Origin of the sequence: Nocardia sp. NPDC051833 (assembly GCF_040681225.1) — a bacterium.
Classification (GTDB): Bacteria; Actinomycetota; Actinomycetes; order Mycobacteriales; family Mycobacteriaceae; genus Nocardia.
In genome coordinates this window covers 1,039,395-1,056,493 of sequence record NZ_JBFAYK010000001.1, presented here as the reverse complement: position 1 = coordinate 1,056,493, position 17,099 = coordinate 1,039,395, and the positions used below count along the sequence as shown (strand labels likewise).

The window sequence follows — 17,099 nt, the reverse complement described above, 5'->3', positions numbered from 1 at the left end:
CGCACCCGGCCACCCGGCTAGCGGGCCAGGGCCCGTGCGCTGTGCTCGCGGATCAGGCCGCCGATGCCGTCGAGGTTCGCGTCGAGGTAGAAGTGGCCGCCGGGGAACGTGGTCGCGGTGAAGTCGCCGGTGGTGTGCGTGCCCCAGGCCTGGATGTCGGCGAGCTGGGCGTCGGCGTCGTCCGCGCCCGCCAGCGCGACGATCGGGCTGGCCACCGTGGTCTCCGTGGCGCACGTGTAGGTCTCGATGGCGCGGTAGTCGTTGCGCGTGATCGAGAGGATGAGCTGACGGAACTCGGGATCGGCGAGCAGCGCCGGTGGAGTGCCGCCGAACTCGAGCAGTTGCGTGGCCAGTTCCCGATCGCCCAGCAGATGCACGGTTCCCGGCTGCGGGGCCGACGGGGCGCGGCGGCCGGAGGCGAACAGCACGCGCGCCGTCGAGCCCGCCTGCTCCAGCCGCCGGCAGGTCTCGAAGGCGACCACGGAGCCCATACTGTGGCCGAAGGCGAAGAAGTTCTCGTCGCCGTCGAGCGCCTCGATCAGCTCGGGCAGCAGCCCGTCGACGAGGCCGGAGATGCTGTCCACCAGCGGTTCCTGCCGCCGGTCCTGCCGCCCGGGGTACTGCACGGCGAGCACGTCGAAGTCGGCGCCGATCGACTTGGCCAGCGGCCCGTACGCGAGGGCCGAACCGCCTGCGTGCGGGAAGCAGACCAACTTCCGGGATTCCGCGCCGGGGGCGGGGGAAAGGCGACGTAGCCAGCGAGTACCCATAGGGCGGAGGGCCTTTCGAGAGAACTGAAGTACGAGCTCCTCGAATGTACCCGGGGGTCCCGCGATCACGCCTGTCGGCGAAGGCGGGCGCACGCCGCGGCCACCCGACGCGCGGGTGGCCGCGAGGGATCAGGCGTCGAGGTCGCTGGCGACCAGTTCGGTGATCTTGTCCAGGGTCGGCTGGTCGTCGCTGGTGATCACCACCTCGGCGCCCTGACCGGCGCCGAGGGTCATGATCATCAGCGCCGAACCCGCGTCGACCGGGTCGCCGCCGACCAGCGCGATGGTGACCGGAACCCCGGCCGCGCCGACCGCCTCGGCGATCAGGGCGGCGGGACGGGCGTGCAGGCCGACCGAGGAGCCGACGGTGACGGTGGTGCTGGCCATGGGATATCTCCTTGTGTGTGAACGGGTTACGCGGTGGTTAGGACGGGGGACGCGGACTGCGTACGGGTGAACTCCTTGGCGAGGGTGACGCTCAGCGCGGCGACCACGGTGCCCGCCAGCAGCGCCAGCACGAACCAGCCGAGGTGGCCGATCGCGAAGAACACGAAGATGCCGCCGTGCGGTGCGCTCAGCGTCACGCCGGTGGCCATCACCAGGCCGCCGGTGACCGCGCCGCCGAGCATCATCGAGGGCAGCACGCGCAGCGGGTCGGCCGCGGCGAACGGGATCGCGCCCTCGGAGATGAACGAGGCGCCCAGCAGCCAGGCGGCCTTGCCGTTCTCCCGCTCGGCCTCGGTGTAGAGGCGCGGGCGCACGGTGGTCGACAGCGCCATCGCCAGCGGCGGCACCATGCCCGCGGCCATCACCGCGGCCATGATCCGCAGCGTCGCGGGATCGGTCACCGACAGGCCGGCCGCGGCGAAGGAGTACGCGGCCTTGTTGACGGGCCCGCCCAGGTCGAAGCACATCATCACGCCCAGGATGACACCGAGCGCGACCGCGGAGGTGCCGGACAGGCCGTTGAGCCAGTCGGTGAGTCCGCTGGTCACGGCCGCGAGCGGCTTGCCGAGCAGCACGAACATGGCCACGCCGACGATCAGCGAGGCGAGCAGCGGAATCACGACCACCGGCATCAGGCCGCGCGCCCACGTCGGCACCGGCAGCCTGCCGACCCACAGCGCCGCGAACCCGGCGACCAGCCCGCCGACCAGACCGCCCAGGAATCCCGCCCCGACGAACACCGCGATGGCGCCCGCGGTGAAACCCGGTGCGAGACCGGGCCGGTCGGCGATCGCGAAGGCGATGTACCCGGCCAGCGCGGGCACCAGGAAGCCGAACGCGAGCGCGCCGATCTGGAACAGGACCGCGCCGAAGTAGGTGCCGAGGCCACCGTCGGGCAGATCGGTGATCGAGTTGTTCAGCACGATGTCCTTCGCGCTGTCGGAGATCTCGTACCCGCCGAGCAGGAAGCTGAGCGCGATCAGCAGCCCGCCCGCCGCGACGAACGGGATCATGTAGCTGACCCCGGTGAGCAGGATCTGCCGCAGCCGGGTGCCCCAGCCGATGCCCTTGGCCGCCGAGGCCGCCGGGACCGGTGCCGCGCCGCCCACCGTCGCCGCACCCGGGGCCGTGCTCGCCGCGACCGCCTCTGCGATCATCGTGTCCGGCTCGTTGATGGCGCGCTTGACGCCCGACTCGACGACCGGCTTGCCCGCGAACCTGCCCCGATCCTTCACCCCCACATCGGTGGCGAAGATGACCGCGTCGGCCGCTGCGATCGTGGCGGGGTCCAGCTTGTCGCCGCCACTGGACCCCTGGGTCTCGACGGCCACGTCGGCCCCGGCGCGCTCACCGGCGGCGACAAGGGAGTCGGCGGCCATATAGGTGTGCGCGATGCCGGTCGGACAGGCGGTCACCGCGACGATCCGCCGCCGCCGTCCTCCGGTCACGCTTCCGACGGAAGTCTCTGCGGCACTGCCTGTTCCGGCAGTCGTAGCTGTTCCTGCCTGCGCCACACCACCGGCTGCGGAGCTCGGGGTGGTCGACGCACCGCGAGCATCGGCGTCTGCTCCGGATTCACCAGCGGCTGCGGCATTGGTGGTTGCTGCGCCCCCGCCCACTGCAACGCTGTCGGCCGCAGCCGCACCGATGGCAGTGGCATTGCCTGCTGGCGCGGCCCCGGCTCCTGCCGGGCTCTTCGCCTGTGCAGTGTCGGTTGTTGCCGTGCCCTCGGTGGCTCCGGCGCTGTCAGCTGCGCCGACACCGCTTCCCTCGCCGGCGCCCTTCGCTGCGGAGCCAGCGGCCGTTGCGTCGCCACCGGCCGCGACACCGGCCGCGACACCGGCTGTGGTCGCTGGGGGTTGCTGTGCCGTGGTGGCCGGGGCGGGCGGTGGGTTGATGACGCTGTCGACCAAGGCGACGACGTCGGCGGGTGTCGCCGCCGATCGTAAGTCGGCGACGAAGGCGGGGCGGACGAGCGCGCGGGCCAGGGAGGACAGCAGCTTCATGTGTTCGGCGCCCGCACCTTCGGGGGCGGCGATCAGGAACACCAGGTCGGCGGGGCCGTCGGGGGCACCGAAGTCGACGCCGGGGGAGAGGCGGGCGAAGGCGAGGGACGCGCTGGTGACGGCCGCCGATCGGCAGTGCGGGATGGCGATGCCACCGGGGAGTCCGGTGGCCGACTGCGCTTCCCGGTCCAGCGCCGCCCGGCTCACGGCGGCGGCGTCGCTCGCGCGGCCCACCGCGGCGAGCTTGCCCGCGAGCGCGGTGATCACCGCGTCCTTGTCGGCGCCGAGCTCGGCGTCGAGCGTGATCAGGTCGGTGGTGATGATCGAATCGGCCATCGTGGTGTCTTTCGCGAGTGGGGGTGGAGCGGGTCAGCTGGTCGGCAAGGGGCGGGCGGTGACGGCGACGGGCGCGATGTCGGCCGGGCCGGGCAGTTCGGTGCCCGGCAGCGCGGTGGCCGCGCTGCCGTAGGCGACGGCGGCGCGCAGCCGGTCGGCCGGGTCCGCGCCCGCCAGGTCGGCGAGCAGATAGCCCGCCAGGGCGGAGTCGCCCGCGCCGACGGTGCTGCGCGGCACGATCGGCGGGGCCGCGGCGAACCAGGCGTCCTCGGCGGTGACCAGCACCGCGCCTGCCGCGCCGAGGGTCGCCAGCACCGCGCCGACTCCGCGATCGATCAGGCTCGCGGCGGCCGTGGCGGCGGCTACGGGGTCGTTGAGCTCGACCGGGTCGAGCCCGGTCAGCTGGGCGAGTTCGTCGGAGTTCGGCTTGATGAGATCGGGTGCGGTGCGTACTGATTCGGCGAACAGGGCCAGCAGCGGCGCGTCGGAGGTGTCGACCGCGATCCGGGTGCGGGCCGCCCCGTTCGCGCCCAGTGACGACAGCGTGGCGACCAGTTCGGCGTACCAGTCGACCGGCACCCCGGGCGGCAACGAACCGGACAGCACGATCCACGCCGCCTCAGCGCTCAGCTCGACCAGCACCGACGTCAGCTCGGCCAGCTCGCGGCCGGTCAGCGGGCGGCCGGGTGCGTTGATCTTGGTGGTGGTGCCGTCGGTTTCGGCGATCGTCAGATTCACCCGCGGTTCGCCCGGCACCGGCACCGTGCGGAAACCGATTCCCGCCGTGCGCAATCCGCGCACCACCGGATCGTCCTCGGCCCCGGGCAGCACGGCCACCACCGGCGCGCCACCGGCGGCGACGACCCGCGCGACATTGACGCCCTTGCCACCGGGCTGTGTGGTGACCCCGGCGGCGCGATGCACCTGTCCGCGCCGCAACGGCTCGGTGAGCGTGACCGTCCGGTCCACACTCGGGTTCGCGGTCAGGGTGACGATCATGCGAGCACCACCTCGATACCCGCCGCGACCAGGTCCGCGTGCGCGGTGGCCGGGATATCGGTATCGGTGACCAGTACATCGATGTCGTCGGTGCTGCCGAAGCGCACGAAGTCCTCCCGGCCGACCTTGCCCGCGTCGGCGACCACCACGACCCGGTCGGCGGCGGCGATCATCGCGCGCTTCACCGCGGCCTCCTCGGGGTCGGGCGTGGACAGCCCGTGCCGGACGGTGAGCGCGTTGGTGCCGACGAAGGCGACATCCACGCGCAGCTCACCGAGCAGGCGCAGCGTCTCGGCGCCGACGGCCGCCTGGGTGACCCCGCGCACCCGCCCACCGAGCAGATGCACCCGCACCCCGGCGAAGCCGGTGAGCCGGGTGGCGATCGGCAGCGAGTTGGTGACCGCGACGAGGTCGAGATCGGTGGGCAGCTCGGCGGCGACCCTGGCCGTCGTCGTGCCGGCGTCGAACAGCACGCTGCCGCCGGACGCGGGCAGGAAGCGCTGGGCCAGCACGGCGATGCGGTCCTTCTCGGCGGCGCGGGTGCTGTCGCGTTCGGCGGTGCCCAGCTCGATGGTGGTCAGCGCGCCCGCCCCGACCGCGCCGCCGTGCACGCGCCGGATCAGGCCGAGCCGGTCCAGCACGGCGAGGTCGCGCCGCACGGTCTCGGTGGTGACCCCGTACTGGTCGGCCAGTTCGGCGACGGAGACCCGCCCGCGATGCCCGATCAGGGCCGCGATCGCCTGCTGCCGTTCCTCGGCGTACATGGGTTCCTCCGCTTCGGTGAATGTGTACTCATGTTGTTTTATGCCCGATTATGTGGCTTTGTCAACCGTTTTTAGTGAGGCGAGTCACAATCGTTGTCGCCGCCTATCGCGGGTCACGGCCGGACCGAAGGTGCCCGCGGTCACATCCGCGCGCTGCGCGTGGCGGGTATCACCGTGGAAGACGTTGCAGGTCAAGCGGTTTCGGAGTGGCTGTCACGCCCCGTTTACGTGTCACGTCGAAGATCGACATGTGCGCGGGTGACGCTGACCCGCATGTGGCGAATCGCAGTGCGACCCCGTGTCACGGCCCTGGCCTGCGAGGTGTGCGGGCGGCTGCCGCACCCACGCCGCACCCGGCTGGCGCTGGCCAAATTGGCGGCGGTGTTCCCGGTGGAGCTGGCGCTGCACGCGCTGGTGATCCACCTGCACCCGCCCTACCTGCTCACCGTCGCCCTGCTGACGATCACCACCACCATCCTGGTCATCTGGGTGGTCGAACCGGGCGCGATGCGCATGCTGGGCGGGTGGCTGCACGGCCCGGAACTCCGGCACCGGGACCGGATCGACGAGGCGCAGGCACTGTGGCGGATCCGGGTCAGGCTGGCGGATCGGCCGGGCGCGCTGGAGACACTGGCCAAACACCTGGCCCATCGCGAGGCCAACATCCTGACCGTGCACGTGCATCAACTCGAGGACGCGGTGCTCGACGAACTCGTCGTCGCCGCGCCCGAGGGGGTCACCGTGCACAGCCTCACCGCGGCGGTGGTGCAGGCGGGTGGTTCGGGCGTGCGGGTCTGGCCAGCCACTGTGCTGTCGCTGATCGACGGCCAGACCAAGGCGCTGGCCATCGCGGCCCGCATAGTGGGCGATCCGGACGAATTACCCTTGGCTGTCGCCGAATTGCTCGGTGCGCGCTATCTCGCGCCGGGCACGCCCGACGCGGGCGATGTGGGTGAGGGCACCGTGCTCGAACTCGAACGCGACGACGATCGCTGGGGGTTCGTCCGCCCCGACGAACCGTTCACGCCCGCCGAGATCGCACGTGCGCACCGGCTGGCGGACCTGGCCGCGCTCACCGCGCGCCTGCGGTGATCAGTCGAAGCCGAGATCGGCGGTGAGGGGATCGCGTAAAGCACCCTCGGCAGCCCGTAGTCGGTCGGTGACCGAGGTGAGCAGGTCCATCGAGTCCTGGGAGAGCCCACAGGCGAGGAGGGTCAGGTAGCGGATGGCACCGTTGGTGATGCGCTGAGCGAGGAGAACGTCCGGGTCGGCGGGTGCGGCCGAGTGTTCGACGAGGGTCACGACAGGGGCACTCACAATCTCGGAACGTGCTGCTGGGTACGCTGCTGTCTACTTACGAGTATGACGCACCTTACATCCCCCCTGGGCTCTGTGAACCACGGCTCGCATGCGAAAGTTCAGCGATGAGTCAGTTCGCCGACTATCAGAACGAGATCTACCTGGCCGCGCTCGGTGGGAACCTGCCCGAATTTCCCATGGACTACGCGACGCTCGAGCGCAAGGCGACCGCCGCGTTGCCCGATACCCTGCTGAACTACATCGCCGGTGGCGCGGGCGACGAGCTCACCCAGCGCCGCAACGCCGAGGCCTTCGCGGACTGGGGCCTGGTGCCCCGGATGCTGGTCGGGGCGACCGAGCGCGACCTCACCGTCACCGCCTTCGGGCACACCTTCGCCAGCCCGCTGTTCCTGGCGCCGGTCGGCGTGATCGGGCTGGTCGGTGAGAACGGCCACGGTGACATCGCGGTGGCGCAGGCGTCGGCGAAAACCGGTGTGCCCGCGATGTTCTCGACGCTGATGGAGGACCCGCTCGAGGACGTGCGGCCGCACGCGGGCGACACACCGTCGTTCTTCCAGCTGTACACGCCGAAGAACCGGGAGCTGGCCGAGAGCCTGGTGCGTCGCGCCGAGGCCGCCGGGTACGCGGGCATCACCGTCACCCTCGACACCTGGGTGCCCGGTTGGCGGCCGCGTGACCTGTCCAGCGGCAACTTCCCGCAGCTGCGCGGGCACGTGCTGAAGAACTACACCAGCGACCCGGTGTTCCAGGCGATGGTCGGCTCCGACGACCCGAAGCTGATTGTCCTGCACTGGATCGCGACCTTCGGCAATTCCCTGACCTGGGACGACCTGACCTGGCTGCGCTCGCTCACCGATCTGCCGATCATCCTCAAGGGCATCTCGCATCCCGAGGACGCGCGCAAGGCGATCGACTTCGGCGCCGACGGCATCTACTGCTCCAATCACGGTGGGCGCCAGGCCAACGGCGGGCTCAGCGCGCTGGAGACGCTGCCCGGCGTCGTCGCGGCGTGTGACGACCGGGTGCCGGTGCTGTTCGACTCCGGCGTGCGTTCCGGCGCCGACGTGGTCAAGGCGCTCGGCCTCGGCGCGACCATGGTCGGGCTCGGCAGGCCGTACGTGTACGGGCTGGCGCTGGGCGGGGTCCGCGGGCTGGTGCACCTGCTGCGCAGCTACGCGGCCGAGGCGGATCTGCTGATGGCGGTCAACGGGTATCCCGATGTCGCCGCGGTGCGCGCGAACATCCGCCCGACGACCGCGGGCAACGCCACCCGCGGCTGATCGCGGACGGTCCGGAAGCCCGTCATCGGACGGGTTTTCGGGCCGCGACGGTGGGCTCGCCCGGAACATGTCGGTGGCGTGCGGCATCATCTCCAGCACACCACGCTGTAGAACGCACCAACCTTCCGGAGTCCACGATGTCCTCGCCGAGCACCAAGTCCGCATCCCGCCGATCCGCCCCGCAGGTACTGTCCGAGGCCGAGCTCGCGCGCATCGCGGGTGAGCTGGCCGACGGGAAACCGCCGATGGTGTGGTTCACCGCCGCCGCCGTCGGTGTCGCGGAGGGCAAGTCGGGCAAGGTCGTCGCCCTCGGCGACCCGGCCGACGGCGACTTCCTGCAGGTGAAGCCCACCGGCTCCAAAGATGTGCTGTCGTTCGGACCGAGCGAGGTGACGCTGACCAAGCCGGCCCGCGCGACTACCGTAGCGCCGGGCGGATCCTCGCGGACCCGCCCGGAGAGTGTCCCCGAGCCGAGCAATCGAAAGGACCACACTGTGACCCAGCCGTCGACCCTGCCGAGCGCCGCACCGACGCCGCCCGCTCCTCGGTCGCTCGCGCCCGTCCCCGACGAGTCCGCCGCGCCCAAGCCGGCGACACCGCGTCCGGCGGCGGCGAAGACCCCGGCCGCGCGCAAGCCCAAGGCGCCCGAGGTGACCGTCACCCTCACCGGCTCCGCCGACGGCGAGTGGACCGTCGACGTGGTCAACGGCAAGAAGCGCAGCGTGAAGGGACTGGCGGTGAGTAGTGGCGCCGTCGCCCAGGCCGCCAAGATCCTGCACCCGGAGGTCGAGGAAGTCGTGGCGGGGATCCTGGAGGCCGCGCGCGGCGCGCAGCAGGCCAAGGTCGCCCAGCTGCAGGCCGAACTGGAGGCGGCCAAAAGGCTCCTCGCCGAACTAGGAGACTGAGCACCGTCCCGCCCGCACAGCTCTATACCGCTGTGCTGGTGGGGTTTCCGGTACTGCGCAGGACCCGGGGCCCGGTGTTCTGGCGCAGGCCGTCGTGGAAGGCGAGGCCGAGGCGGTACTCCTTGGCGTGGTACATGGCGGCGTCGGCGGCGCGGATGAGGTCGTAGACCGTGGAGTCGGTCGGCCGGGTGCTCACGCAGGCGACGCCGATGCTCGCGGTGATGGGGATCTCGCCGCAGCTCAGGTCGAACGGGCGGACGAACGCGCCGAGCAACTGCTGGGCGAGCACGGCCGCCTCGGCTCGCCCACGGGCGGCGAGCACGACGAACTCGTCGCCGCCGTAGCGGGCCGCCACATCGCTGCGCCGGGCCGTGCGGCGGATGCGGGCGGCGGCCTCGGCGATCAGCTCGTCGCCCACCGCGTGCCCGTAGCTGTCGTTGACCATCTTGAAGCCGTCGAGGTCGATGAACAACAGGCACAACGGTTTTCCGGCCCACTCCCGGCGGTGCCGGTGCGGCGCCCGCAGCAGCGCGGCCCGGTTGAACAGCCCGGTGAGCAGATCGTGGTCGGCCTGGTACTGGGCGCGGCGCTCGCTGCGCAGGCTGCGGGCGATCGCGCGTTCACTGCGCACCAGCACCCCGACCAGCAGGGAGGTGAGCAACAGGCAGATCACCACCCGGTCGCCCGGACCGAGATCGGCGCCGACCACGCTCACCAGCGACGCGGCGACCAGGGCCACCGCGATCACCCCGGCGCGCCTGCGGGACCGGTGCGGGTGCGCGTCGTCGGCCACGTGGGTCACGCCCATGGTCGGGTGCAGCGCGGCCAGTCCGGCCAGCAGGTACGCCCACTGCTGGGGCACCAGCGCGAACCCGCTGTCGACCAGGACCGTGCCCGCGGCGGTGAGACTTTCCAGCAGGCCGCCGACGAGGACCGCGATCAGCGCGGCCTGCAACAGCCGCAGCGCGGTCTCGCTGCGGACCACGGTGGCCAGCGAATGCGCGAGCACGGTGAGCAGCAGCGCGTCGATCACCGGAAAGCTCGCGGCCAGCACGGTGTCGAAACCGTTGGGGTCGGCCAGGATCGGGGAGATCAGGAACGTCCACGAGGCCAGCAGCGCGCTGAGCCCGATCAGCATCGAGTCCAGCCACAGATCCCGGGCGCCCGCGACCCGGCGCGGTTGCAGCCAGCCCACCGCCGCCAGGCCGAGGCACAGGTAGGCGGCAGCGGTACACAGGTCGTCGATCGGATGCCACGTATCGTGCAGACCGAGTTCGCGTATCGCGGTGCCCGAGGCGAACAGCGGGACGGACGCGGCCAGCAGATACCAGGGCACCCGGTGCGCGGGCCGGTGGCTGTACAGCCCGACGCCGATCATGGCCAGACTGCCCGCGACGATCACGACCAGCAGCAGGAACGACAGCGACCGCGGGCCGAGCAGCGGTGCGAGCAGCGCGGCCCCCGCCGCGCCGAGCACGAGCGCGTACCAGCGTGGGCTCCGCTGGCGTGTCTCGCTGATGGTCATCGGCCCCCCTCGATCCTGCTGCGCACGCGACGAGCGCCGATCGAACGTGAGAGACGCTCAAAACCTTTACAACTCAGTCGATCATGACACGTCCGGTCCCCGGTTGTCGTGCCCTTGACGGCATTGCCGGATACCGATTCGGTACCCGATGTCCGGCGCCGCGCCGGCGCGGTGTGTGGTGGGATCGCCGCAGCGTCGACGAGTACGGAGGAGCCGCAGGATGGACAGGTGGATCGCCCCGGGCCGGGTCAACCTCATCGGTGAGCACACCGACTACAACGACGGGTTCGTGCTGCCCATCGCGCTGTCGCTCGGGGTCGTCTGCGCGGCCGGGCCCACCGCCGACGGCCGGGTCCGGCTCACCTCGGCGCAGCGTCCCGGCGAGGTCGTCGCGGTCGCCGTGGACGAGCTTGCCGCGCAGCGTGATCGGGTGCCCGGCTGGGCGCGGTATCCGCTCGGCGTCGTGGTCGAGTTCGCGCGCCGTGGGCATCCGATCACCGGGGTGCGCCTCGATGTCGACGGCGCCGTGCCGATCGGGGCTGGCCTGTCGTCCTCGGCGGCGCTGTGCTGCGCGGTGACGGTGGCGCTGCGGGATCTGTTCGCGCCGGGTCTCACCGATCGCGCCGTCGTCGAGATCGCCCGCGCGGCGGAGAACGAGTTCGCCGGGGTGCCGACCGGGGTGCTCGACCAGTCCGCCGCCATCCTGTGCACGGCGGGTCACGCGCTGTTCCTCGACGTCCGCGCCTACACCGCGCCCGACGGCCCGGAACCGGGTGCGGTGGAACAGATTCCGTTCGATCTCCCGGCCGCGGACCTGGCCCTGCTCGTCGCCGACACCGGCCACCCACACGACCTCGCCGACGGCGCGTACGCCGAACGCCGGGCGCAGTGCGAGGCGGCCGCCGCCGCGCTGGGGGTGCCCGCCCTGCGCGACGCCACCACCGCCGCGCTGTCCCGGCTCACCGATCCGGTGCTGCGGCGCCGGGCGACCCATGTGGTCACCGAGAACGCGCGCGTGCTCGCCGTTGTGGACCGGCTGCGCTCGGGTGCCGACCCCAGGGCCGTCGGTGCGCTGCTCACCGCCTCGCACCGGTCGCTGCGCGACGATTTCGCGGTGTCGGCGCCCGCCCTCGATCTCGCGGTCGACGCCGCGCTGGCGGCGGGCGCGCACGGCGCGCGCCTGGTCGGCGGTGGTTTCGGCGGCAGCGTGCTGGCGCTGGTCGACCGCGCGGCGACCGACCGGGTCACCGCGCGAATCGAGGCGGAATTCGCCGCGGCGGATCTCGCCGCACCGCGGATCTTCACCGTCGAACCGGCCGCAGGGGCACGGAGACTGGACTGAACAAAAGTTCACTCATCAACGAATCGGCGGGTGACGCGGCGCGCGAGCGCGCACAGTGGATCCATCCGAGAATGTTCGGCGGGCGACGCAGCCCGCGCCGTCGTCATCGACGCCCGTGCGCCGCCCGGCTCCAGGCCAGGAGGGACACGCTGTGCCACTTGCCGTTTCCACCACCACGCTCGACGCGTCGTCGACCTTGCGGCTCGACGCCGCGCCCGTCGACTACGCGCTCGTCGCCCTGTACTTCGTCTTCGTGCTCGGCATCGGGTTGATCGCCCGGCGCCGGGTGTCCTCCAGCGTCGACTTCTTCCTCTCCGGTCGATCCCTGCCCGCCTGGGTCACCGGGCTGGCGTTCATCTCCGCCAACCTCGGCGCGGTGGAGATCATGGGGATGTCGGCCAACGGCGCCCAATACGGCTTCCCGACGTTCAACTACTTCTGGATCGGTGCCGTGCCTGCCATGCTGTTCCTCGGCGTGGTGATGATGCCGTTCTACTACGGCTCCAAGGTCCGGTCGGTGCCGGAGTTCATGCGCAGGCGCTTCGGCACCGGCGCGCACCTGGTCAACGCGCTGAGCTTCGCGCTGGCCCAGGTGCTGATCGCCGGGGTGAACCTGTATCTGCTCGGCACCATCGTCAACGTGCTGCTGGGCTGGCCGCTGTGGATCTCGGTGATCGTGGCGGCGGCGATCGTGCTGTCCTATGTCACCCTGGGCGGGCTCTCGGCCGCGATCTACAACGAGGTGCTGCAGTTCTTCGTGATCGTGGCGGCCCTGCTGCCGCTGACCCTGGTCGGCCTGCACCGGGTCGGCGGCTGGGAAGGCTTGCAGGACAGGGTGACCGCCTCGCCGGGCGGGGCCGATCAGCTGAGCACCTGGCCGGGCACCGCGATGAGCGGGTTCACCGACAACTTCGCCTCGATCATGGGCATCGTCTTCGGCCTCGGCTTCGTGCTCTCCTTCGGCTATTGGACGACGAACTTCGTCGAGGTGCAGCGAGCGCTGGCCACCCACTCGATCTCGGCCGCGCAGCGCACGCCCATCATCGGCGCCTACCCGAAGATGTTCATCCCGTTGATCGTGGTCATCCCCGGCATGATCAGCGCGGTGCTGGTCCCGCAGATGATCGAGTACAAGCAGCAGGTCACCGCGAATCCCGACTACGAGAGCGATGTCACCTACAACCAGGCGCTGCTGTTCCTGATGAAGGAGGTCCTGCCGAACGGGCTGCTCGGGGTGGGCCTGGCCGGTCTGCTCGCGGCGTTCATGGCGGGCATGGCGGCCAACGTCTCCGCGTTCAACACCGTGTTCAGCTTCGATCTGTGGCAGCAGTACGTCCGCAAGGGCAGGCCCGACGGCTACTACCTGCGGATCGGCAGGCTGGCGACGGTCGGCGCGACGATCGCGGCGATCTTCACCGCGTTCATCGCGGGTGGGTTCAGCAACATGATGGACTACCTGCAGACGCTGTTCAGCTTCTTCAACGCGCCGCTGTTCGCGACCTTCATCCTCGGCATGCTGTGGAAACGGATGACACCGACCGCGGGCTGGGTCGGTCTGGTCAGCGGCACGCTGGCCGCGGTGTTCGTGTTCGTGCTCAACGAGACCGGGGTGACGAACCTGTCCGGGCAGGGCACGAGCTTCGTCGCGGCGGGCGTCGCCTTCGTCGTCGACATCGCCGTCAGCGTGGCGGTCACCCTGGTCACCCGGCCCAAGCCCGCCGCGGAACTGGTCGGCCTGGTCTACTCCGAGACCCCGAAGGCGCTGCGCACCGATCCCGACGCGGACTCGCTGCCCTGGTACCAGCGCCCGGTGCTGCTCGCGGGGATCGCGCTCGTGCTGGTGATCGCGCTCAACATCGTCGTCGGATAAGGAGACAGGGCCATGCTTTTCGACATCCGCACCATCATCGGCGCGCTGCTCGGCTGCTACGGCGTCGTCCTGGTGATCACCTCGCTGGTGCAGGACCCCGCCGCCCAGGAGGCCAAGACCGGGGGCATCGACGTGAATCTGTGGGCGGGCCTCGGCCTGCTCGGGGTCGCGGTCGTGTTCGTCGGCTGGGCGTTCCTGCGTCCGGTCCAGGTGCCCGAGACACCCGAGCTGACCCTGGAGGATTTCACGCCGGATCGGTAGCTCGCGGAATCCGCCACATATTGGACAGGTGACCAGTAAAGTCCGGGATCGTCGGCCCACAGCACCGGGTCGCGCTCGACACCCTGGGGAGTACCTGCTGATATGAGACGCACGCGCATCTTGTGCACGATCCTGTCGACGATCGCCCTCGTGTGCGGCGGGGCGGGGGCGGTGGTGGCGGCGCCCGCCGATCAGGGCGGCGCGAGTTCCGGGAGCTCGGGTTCGGGCAGCTCGGGTTCAGGCAGTGGGGCGGGGAGCTCCGGTGGGTCCGGTACCGGCAGCGCGTCGGCGGCACCGACGCGGGTGCCCGCGCTCGGCGCCGATTTCCAGTGGGGCGTCTCGATGTCCGGGTTCCAGTCCGAAGGCCATGCGCCGGACAGCAACTGGAGCCGGTACGCCGCCTCCGGGAAGGCGCGGGACCGGTACGGCGATTCGGTCGACTTCTACAGCCGCTATGCCGAAGACATCGACCTCGCGGCCGGGCTGGGAGTAGGGGTCTTCCGGCTCAGCATCGAGTGGGCGCGGGTACAGCCGCGCGCCGGGACCTGGGACGACAACGACTTCCGGTTCTACGACGCGGTCCTGGCGAAGATCCGGGCGGCCGGGATGCGGCCCATGCTGACGCTTGACCACTGGGTGATTCCGGGCTGGGCGGCGGACAAGGGCGGCTGGAAGAACCAGGGGATGGTCGCCGACTGGCTGGCCAATATGCGCCGCGTCGTCGATCGATACGCGGGGTTCGATCCGCTGTGGGTGACGATCAACGAACCGATGGGATACGTGGCGCAGTCGATCAAGATCGGCGACATCGGGCCGCTCGACGCCCTGCCGATGTTCGACCGGCTGGTGCGGGCGCACCGGGAGATCTACGACCACATCCACCAGCGCCAGCCGGGTGCGCGGGTGACCAGCAATGTGGCGCAGTATCCGATCGTGCAGAATCTGACCGATCTGCTGTTCGTCGACCGGGTCCGGGACAAGCTCGACTACCTCGGGATCGACTTCTATTACGGTGTCTCGCTCCAGCATCCGCCGACCACCGCGCTGCTCGGCGACGAGCTGTGGAAGAACGCGATCGAACCCGAGGGCATCTACTACGACCTGCGCACCTACGCCGAGAAGTTCCCCGGCCTGCCGATCTACGTGGTGGAGAACGGGTTGCCGACCGAGAACGGCGCGCCGCGCCACGACGGCTACACCCGCGCCGACCATCTGCGCGACACCGTGTACTGGATCCAGCGCGCAGAGCTCGACGGTATCGACGTCATCGGCTACAACTACTGGAGCCTCACCGACAACTACGAGTGGGGCAGCTACGCACCGCGTTTCGGCCTGTACACGGTGGACGCGACCACCGATCCGAGCCTGACTCGACGGCCTACCGACGCGGTGGCGGCGCTACGGGCCGTCACCGCGTCGAACGGCGTGGCGGCGGACTACCGCCCGACCCGCAAACCCGCGGTGTGCTCGATCGTCACGCCATTGCAGAGCTGCCTGCGTCCGGTCGCCGTACCGTGAGCCTCGTGTCCGCCGCCGCGACGCCTCGGCTCGGTGAACTTCTCACGCGGGCTCGGCTCCCGGAACACCATCCTGGACAACGAAACTCGCACGGGTGGTGATCGGTGCGCCCGGCCGGGTGACATACGGCAGCACCCGGAAGTCGGTGCGCCACACCCGGTGGTCGAGGTCGACGCGGGTGTAGCCGCGCTGCCGGTTGTAGAACTTCATGTCCGGATTGGCGGCGAGCAGCGCCCGGCCCCCGTCGGTGAGGTCGGCGCCGTCACCGCCGGTGGTGATCGAGGTGCCGGTGAATTCGGTGGCCACCACCGGTGATTCGGGATCGGCGTAGTCCCCGCGCAGATCGGCGACATAGTTCTCGTGGCGGTCGCCGGTGATCACGACGAGATTGCCCGCCGCGCGCGCGGACGCCGCGCCGAGCACCGTATTGCGATCGGCGATATAGCCGTCCCAGGCGTCGGTGCCGAGCAGCAGCTCCGGTCCCGGGTCGTAGTCGGATTGCGCCATCGCGACCTGATTGCCCAGCACCTGCCAGCGCGTCGGCGAGCTGGACAGGCCGTCCACGAGCCAGTCTCGTTGCGCCGCACCGAGGATCGTGCGGTCGGTGGCGAAGCGTTCCGCGCAGCCGGTGACCGCGGTGCCGTCGCCGCAGGCCTGCGGGTCGCGGTACTGCCTGGTGTCGATCATGGTGAACTCGGCCAGATCGCCGAAGCGGTACCGCCGGTGCAGGTGGACGGTCGGTCCGGCGGGCAGCTGGGCCAGGCGCATCGGCTGGTGCTCGTACATCGCCTGGAACGCGGCGGCCTTGCGGCGCCGGTACAGCGGGGCCAGCCGGTACACGTCGAGGCCGAGGCCCGGCTGCGCGCCCGCCCAGTTGTTGTCGAGTTCGTGGTCGTCGAAGGTGACCAGCCAGGGGAATGCCGCGTGCGCGCCCTGTAGCGGCAGCTCGGCCTTGGCTTGCGCGTACTTGAGCCGATACCCCGTCAGGTTCACCGCCTCACCCTCGAGCTGGGGCAGCAGGGTCGCGCCGCGCCGGGCGACCACCCAGGACGACTCGTAGATGTAGTCGCCCAGGTGCACGACCAGGTCCAGGTCCTCCTCGCGCAGATGCTCGTAGGCGGTGTAGTACCCGGAGCTCCAGGACTGGCACGAGGCGAAGGCGAAGCGCATCCGGCTGGTCGGAGCGCCCACCGCCGGTGCGGTGCGGGTACGGCCGACGGGCGAGATCGCCGAACCTGCCCGGAAGCGGTAGTAGTACCACCGATCCGGTGCCAGCCCGGCGATCTCGGGATGCACGCTGTGGCCGAGCTCGCGGGTCGCCACGGCGGCACCCCTGGTCACCACCCTGGTGAACCGCTCGTCCTCGGCGACCTCGTAGTCGACGGTCACCGGGTCGACCGGCATTCCGCCGTAGCCGTCGGGCGCCAGTGGATCGGGCGCGAGCCGGGTCCACAGCACCACGCCGTCGGCGGTGGGCTCCCCGGAGGCGACGCCGAGCGAGAACGGTTCGCCGAGCGTGCGCGGCGCGGCGAAGCGGGCACTGCTCACCGCCGACACGCCCACCGCGGCCGCGACCGAGCCGGCCACGCCGAAGCGCAGGAGTTGCCGACGGGACAGCGTCATCGCCTGTCGTCCTTTCACCGTCACCGAATGCCGAGTTCACCTCGATTCTGTCCGTTTCCCCGCCGGCGCGCGACGGGGGTGTGGATCGACGGGCCTACCGGCCGCCGCACGCGGTCTGCTCTAACCTCAGCGC

At 70.9% G+C, this 17,099-nt stretch carries 15 protein-coding genes; 7 read left to right on the top strand and 8 right to left on the bottom strand.

Translation table 11 applies throughout. From position 1 onward, the window contains the following. Positions 1-17 precede the first annotated feature (17 nt). The 5 genes from AB0L91_RS04840 to AB0L91_RS04820 all read right to left on the bottom strand — a co-directional run bounded on the left by AB0L91_RS04840 (position 18) and on the right by AB0L91_RS04820 (position 5,322). The gene (locus AB0L91_RS04840) at positions 18-770 is read right to left on the bottom strand and encodes an alpha/beta fold hydrolase (protein ID WP_365007285.1); all 753 of its coding nucleotides are present in this window, start codon (positions 768-770) and stop codon (positions 18-20) included. Positions 771-899: 129 nt separating this feature from the next. Then, a complete protein-coding gene (locus AB0L91_RS04835; RefSeq protein WP_355280786.1) occupies positions 900-1,157 on the bottom strand; it encodes an HPr family phosphocarrier protein in 258 nt (85 codons plus the stop codon). 26 nt (positions 1,158-1,183) lie between these two features. Further along, the gene (locus AB0L91_RS04830) at positions 1,184-3,559 is read right to left on the bottom strand and encodes a fructose-specific PTS transporter subunit EIIC (RefSeq protein WP_365007284.1); all 2,376 of its coding nucleotides are present in this window, start codon (positions 3,557-3,559) and stop codon (positions 1,184-1,186) included. A gap of 33 nt (positions 3,560-3,592) precedes the next feature. Beyond that, a complete protein-coding gene (locus AB0L91_RS04825; protein WP_365007283.1) occupies positions 3,593-4,558 on the bottom strand; it encodes a 1-phosphofructokinase family hexose kinase in 966 nt (321 codons plus the stop codon). Then, entirely contained in the window at positions 4,555-5,322 is a 768-nt protein-coding gene (locus AB0L91_RS04820) for a DeoR/GlpR family DNA-binding transcription regulator (RefSeq protein ID WP_365007282.1), read from the bottom strand. The genes AB0L91_RS04825 and AB0L91_RS04820 overlap by 4 nt, the downstream gene beginning before the upstream one ends. Positions 5,323-5,595: 273 nt before the next feature. Between AB0L91_RS04820 and AB0L91_RS04815 the strand changes: the two genes are divergently transcribed. Beyond that, on the top strand, positions 5,596-6,414 hold the full coding sequence (locus AB0L91_RS04815; protein ID WP_365007281.1) for an amino acid-binding protein: 819 nt from the start codon (positions 5,596-5,598) through the stop codon (positions 6,412-6,414). Here AB0L91_RS04815 and AB0L91_RS04810 read toward each other — a convergent pair whose 3' ends face one another. Beyond that, the gene (locus AB0L91_RS04810; protein ID WP_355280793.1) at positions 6,415-6,639 is read right to left on the bottom strand and encodes a hypothetical protein; all 225 of its coding nucleotides are present in this window, start codon (positions 6,637-6,639) and stop codon (positions 6,415-6,417) included. It lies immediately after the preceding gene. A 107-nt stretch (positions 6,640-6,746) separates the two neighbouring features. On the opposite strand from AB0L91_RS04810, the gene AB0L91_RS04805 reads away from it, so the two are divergent. Together AB0L91_RS04805 and AB0L91_RS04800 are read left to right on the top strand one after the other, a co-directional pair. Next, positions 6,747-7,922 (top strand): alpha-hydroxy-acid oxidizing protein, encoded by a 1,176-nt coding sequence (locus AB0L91_RS04805; protein WP_357343649.1) that lies wholly within the window; start codon positions 6,747-6,749, stop codon positions 7,920-7,922. A 137-nt stretch (positions 7,923-8,059) separates the two neighbouring features. Further along, positions 8,060-8,827: a DUF6319 family protein gene (locus AB0L91_RS04800; protein WP_355280796.1), complete on the top strand. Its 768-nt coding sequence runs from the start codon at positions 8,060-8,062 to the stop codon at positions 8,825-8,827. Between the two features lie 22 nt (positions 8,828-8,849). Here the strand turns inward: AB0L91_RS04800 and AB0L91_RS04795 are convergent, their stop codons facing one another. Beyond that, positions 8,850-10,352 carry a GGDEF domain-containing protein gene (locus tag AB0L91_RS04795; protein WP_365007280.1) on the bottom strand — a complete coding sequence of 501 codons (1,503 nt, stop codon included), beginning with the start codon at positions 10,350-10,352 and terminating at the stop codon, positions 8,850-8,852. A gap of 220 nt (positions 10,353-10,572) precedes the next feature. On the opposite strand from AB0L91_RS04795, the gene galK reads away from it, so the two are divergent. The 4 genes from galK (at position 10,573) to AB0L91_RS04775 (ending at position 15,343) form a co-directional block, all read left to right on the top strand. Further along, on the top strand, positions 10,573-11,694 hold the full coding sequence (gene galK / locus AB0L91_RS04790; RefSeq protein ID WP_365007279.1) for a galactokinase: 1,122 nt from the start codon (positions 10,573-10,575) through the stop codon (positions 11,692-11,694). Positions 11,695-11,845: 151 nt separating this feature from the next. Continuing rightward, the gene (locus tag AB0L91_RS04785) at positions 11,846-13,564 is read left to right on the top strand and encodes a sodium:solute symporter family protein (protein WP_357343656.1); all 1,719 of its coding nucleotides are present in this window, start codon (positions 11,846-11,848) and stop codon (positions 13,562-13,564) included. Positions 13,565-13,576: 12 nt separating this feature from the next. Beyond that, on the top strand, positions 13,577-13,825 hold the full coding sequence (locus tag AB0L91_RS04780; RefSeq protein ID WP_365007278.1) for a hypothetical protein: 249 nt from the start codon (positions 13,577-13,579) through the stop codon (positions 13,823-13,825). Between the two features lie 102 nt (positions 13,826-13,927). Next, complete coding sequence (locus AB0L91_RS04775; RefSeq protein ID WP_365007277.1) at positions 13,928-15,343, top strand: family 1 glycosylhydrolase; 1,416 nt, start codon at positions 13,928-13,930, stop codon at positions 15,341-15,343. Positions 15,344-15,385: 42 nt separating this feature from the next. Here the strand turns inward: AB0L91_RS04775 and AB0L91_RS04770 are convergent, their stop codons facing one another. Further along, a complete protein-coding gene (locus AB0L91_RS04770; protein ID WP_365007276.1) occupies positions 15,386-16,966 on the bottom strand; it encodes an alkaline phosphatase D family protein in 1,581 nt (526 codons plus the stop codon). Positions 16,967-17,099 lie beyond the last annotated feature (133 nt).

Coding starts and splice junctions, on each gene's coding strand:
- AB0L91_RS04805 (WP_357343649.1), top strand. CDS start 6,747: ATGAGTCAGTTCGCCGACTATCAGAACGAGATCTACCTGGCCGCGCTC.
- AB0L91_RS04820 (WP_365007282.1), bottom strand. CDS start 5,322: ATGTACGCCGAGGAACGGCAGCAGGCGATCGCGGCCCTGATCGGGCAT.
- AB0L91_RS04770 (WP_365007276.1), bottom strand. CDS start 16,966: ATGACGCTGTCCCGTCGGCAACTCCTGCGCTTCGGCGTGGCCGGCTCG.
- AB0L91_RS04815 (WP_365007281.1), top strand. CDS start 5,596: ATGTGGCGAATCGCAGTGCGACCCCGTGTCACGGCCCTGGCCTGCGAG.
- AB0L91_RS04840 (WP_365007285.1), bottom strand. CDS start 770: ATGGGTACTCGCTGGCTACGTCGCCTTTCCCCCGCCCCCGGCGCGGAA.
- AB0L91_RS04835 (WP_355280786.1), bottom strand. CDS start 1,157: ATGGCCAGCACCACCGTCACCGTCGGCTCCTCGGTCGGCCTGCACGCC.
- AB0L91_RS04795 (WP_365007280.1), bottom strand. CDS start 10,352: ATGACCATCAGCGAGACACGCCAGCGGAGCCCACGCTGGTACGCGCTC.
- AB0L91_RS04830 (WP_365007284.1), bottom strand. CDS start 3,559: ATGGCCGATTCGATCATCACCACCGACCTGATCACGCTCGACGCCGAG.
- AB0L91_RS04775 (WP_365007277.1), top strand. CDS start 13,928: ATGAGACGCACGCGCATCTTGTGCACGATCCTGTCGACGATCGCCCTC.
- AB0L91_RS04825 (WP_365007283.1), bottom strand. CDS start 4,558: ATGATCGTCACCCTGACCGCGAACCCGAGTGTGGACCGGACGGTCACG.
- AB0L91_RS04780 (WP_365007278.1), top strand. CDS start 13,577: ATGCTTTTCGACATCCGCACCATCATCGGCGCGCTGCTCGGCTGCTAC.
- AB0L91_RS04800 (WP_355280796.1), top strand. CDS start 8,060: ATGTCCTCGCCGAGCACCAAGTCCGCATCCCGCCGATCCGCCCCGCAG.
- galK (WP_365007279.1), top strand. CDS start 10,573: ATGGACAGGTGGATCGCCCCGGGCCGGGTCAACCTCATCGGTGAGCAC.